This window comes from Armatimonadota bacterium (assembly GCA_031459715.1).
GTDB classification, from domain to species: Bacteria; Sysuimicrobiota; Sysuimicrobiia; order Sysuimicrobiales; family Humicultoraceae; genus Humicultor; species Humicultor tengchongensis.
On sequence record JAVKIA010000075.1, the window covers coordinates 1 to 2856 of the forward strand.

The following is a 2856-nucleotide window of genomic DNA, read 5'->3' on the forward strand; positions in this document are numbered from 1 at the left end:
CTCGATGTGCTTGGTGAGGTTGCCCAGCCCGGCCTCCACCGCGCTCAGGTCCTCGCGCTGCAGACCGGGATCCAGGGGTCGCCCGGCCACTACCCGGTAGCGGCCGGAGTGGGCCTTAAGCGCCCGCACCGTGCAGACGATCACGGCGGCATCCGGGCGCAGGCCACCCGCCCGGCATTTGATATCACACAGCTTCTCGAAGCCGAGGTCGCTGCCAAAGCCGCTCTCCGTCACCACGTAGTCCGCCAGTTTGAGCCCAATCTGGTCGGCCACCAGGGAGGAGTTGCCGTGGGCGATGTTGCCGAACGGGCCGGTATGCACGAACACCGGCGTGTGCTCCAGGGTCTGGAGCAGGTTGGGCCGCAGCGCCTCCCGCAGCAGCACCGTCATCGCCCCGGCGGCGCCCAGGTCCTGCGCCGTGACCGGCCGCCGGTCCTGCGTTTGCGCCACGATGATCCGTCCCAGGCGGGCGCGCAGGTCGAGCAGGTCGCTAGCCAGGCCGAGCACCGCCATCACCTCGGAGGCCACGGCGATGTCGAAGCGGGCCTCGCGCGGCACCCCGTTCTCCCGCCCGCCCAGGCCGATCACGATCTGCCGCAGCGCCCGGTCGGAGATGTCCACCACTCGTGGCCAGGTGATGGTATGCGGGTCGATGCCCAGGCGGTTGCCGTGCATCAGGTGGTTGTCGACGAGGGCGGCCAGGAGGTTGTGGGCGGCGGCCACGGCATGGGTGTCACCCGTGAGGTGGAGGTTGAAGTCCTCCATCGGCACCACCTGGGAGTAGCCTCCGCCGGCGGCCCCTCCTTTAATCCCGAACGTGGGCCCGAGGCTGGGCTGGCGGATGGTGGCGATGGCGGTGTGGCCAATGCGACACAGTGCCTGGGCCAAACCGATGGTGGTGAGCGTCTTCCCCTCACCAAGGGGGGTAGGGGTCATGCCAGTGACGGCAATGTATTTGCCGTTGGGCCGTTCTCTGAGCCGGGACAACACGTCCAGGGAGACCTTCGCCTTGTAGCGTCCGTAGGGCTCCACCTCTTCGTCCAGGAGCCCTAGGCCACGGGCGATGTCAGTAATGGGCCATAGCTCCGCTTCCTGCGCGATCTCCAGGTCGCTCTTCACTGGACGCCTCCGGCAAACTCAGTGTCGTGCTCTGTGGGCTCGTCGCTCACGGGCGGCCTCGCCCGATGGAGGGCACGCTGCACGGCGCTAGCCCGCGGCTCCGGCCTGCCATTTGACACCGTGTAGACGGCCGTTATGGTCCGTCATCTCAACGGTAGACTCAAACCGGCCCCCCAGCCGGGTGGGGGCAACTAGGTGCCGCTTTCCCAGGAGGCCAGATACGCCTCCTGCTCCGGCGTCAGCTCGTCAATCCGCACCCCAAGGCTGGCTAGCTTCAGCCGCGCCACCTCCCGGTCCAACTCCGCCGGCACCGGGTACACCCCCACCGCCAGCTGGCCCCGGGCCTTGACCAGGTACTCCACCGAGAGGGCCTGGTTGGCAAACGACATGTCCATCACGCTCGCCGGGTGCCCCTCCCCCGCCGCCAGGTTCACCAACCGCCCCTCCGCCAGCACGTACACCGTCCGCCCATCCCCCAGCCGGTACGCCTCCACCAGCGGCCGCACCACCCGCCGCTCCACCGCCAGCTCGCCCAGCGCCGTGAGGTTGATCTCGTCGTTGAAGTGCCCGGCGTTGGCAATCACCGCCCCATCCTTCATCACCGCAAGGTGCGCCCGGTCGATCACGTTCACATCCCCCGTCACGGTGATGAACACATCGCCCACCGCCGCCGCCTCCACCATGGGCAGCACCCGGTAGCCGTCCATCACCGCCTCCAACGCCCGCACCGGCTCCACCTCCGTGACGATCACCTGCGCCCCCATCCCCCGCGCCCGGCTGGCCACCCCCCGCCCGCACCAGCCATAGCCGGCCACCACCACCGTCTTGCCCGCCCACAGCAGGTTGGTGGCCCGCGTAATCCCGTCGATCGTCGACTGGCCGGTGCCGTAGCGGTTGTCGAACAGGTGCTTGGTCTGCGCCTCGTTGACGGCGATGATCGGGTAGCGCAGCGCCCCCGCCCGCGCCATGCTGCGCAGGCGGTGCACGCCGGTGGTGGTCTCCTCCGTGCCCCCCCACACCGCCTCCAGCCACGCCGGCTGCTCCTTGTGCAAGGTGGCCACCAGGTCACAGCCGTCGTCCAACGTCAGCTGGGGGCGGGTGGCGAGCACGGCGTGAATGTGGCGGTAGTAGGTGGCGTGGTCCTCGCCCTTGATGGCAAAGGTGGGGATGCCGTACCGCTGCACCAGGGCGGCGGCCACGTCGTCCTGGGTCGACAGGGGGTTGGAGGCGCACAGGGCCACCTGGGCCCCCCCAGCCTGCAGGGTGAGCAGCAGGTTGGCGGTCTCGGTGGTGACGTGCAGGCAGGCGCCCAGGCGCAGGCCGCGCAGGGGCTGCTCGCGGGCAAACCGCTCCCGGATCTGGCGCAGCACGGGCATCTCCCGCGCCGCCCACTCGATGCGCTGCACCCCGGCCGCCGCCAGGCTCGCGTCGCGAATGTCGCTCGGCACCGTGTTCGATGTCGTCATGGATGCTCCTTAGAAGATGGTTCTGGTGACCGTGATAGGCTGCGGACAGATGGGTGCACCCGGGCCGGCTGGTCGGCCGGCGGTCGGGTCAGTCCCGCACCACGTCGTCAAAGTAGGTCAGTCGCGTGAACTCCCAATAGCGCCGCTCGACCTCGGCCCGGGTGAGGCGGCGCAGCCGGTCCAGGCTGAACTCCTCCACGGTGAAACTGGCCACCGCGCTGCCGTGAATCACCGCCCGCTTGAGCACATCGGGGGTGATGTCGCCGTCGTG

General features: G+C 69.4%; 3 protein-coding genes. All 3 read right to left on the reverse strand.

Annotation, left to right across the window (positions count from 1 at the left end):
- The coding region (locus QN152_13825; protein MDR7540580.1) for a formate--tetrahydrofolate ligase at positions 1 to 1119 on the reverse strand (1119 nt) is incomplete at its 3' end.
- A gap of 191 nt (positions 1120 to 1310) precedes the next feature.
- Positions 1311 to 2585, reverse strand: coding sequence for an adenosylhomocysteinase (ahcY, locus tag QN152_13830; protein MDR7540581.1), 1275 nt, complete (start codon positions 2583 to 2585; stop codon positions 1311 to 1313).
- An 88-nt stretch (positions 2586 to 2673) separates the two neighbouring features.
- Positions 2674 to 2856, reverse strand: a 183-nt coding sequence (locus QN152_13835; protein ID MDR7540582.1) for a sugar kinase, incomplete at its 5' end; no start/stop codon positions are given.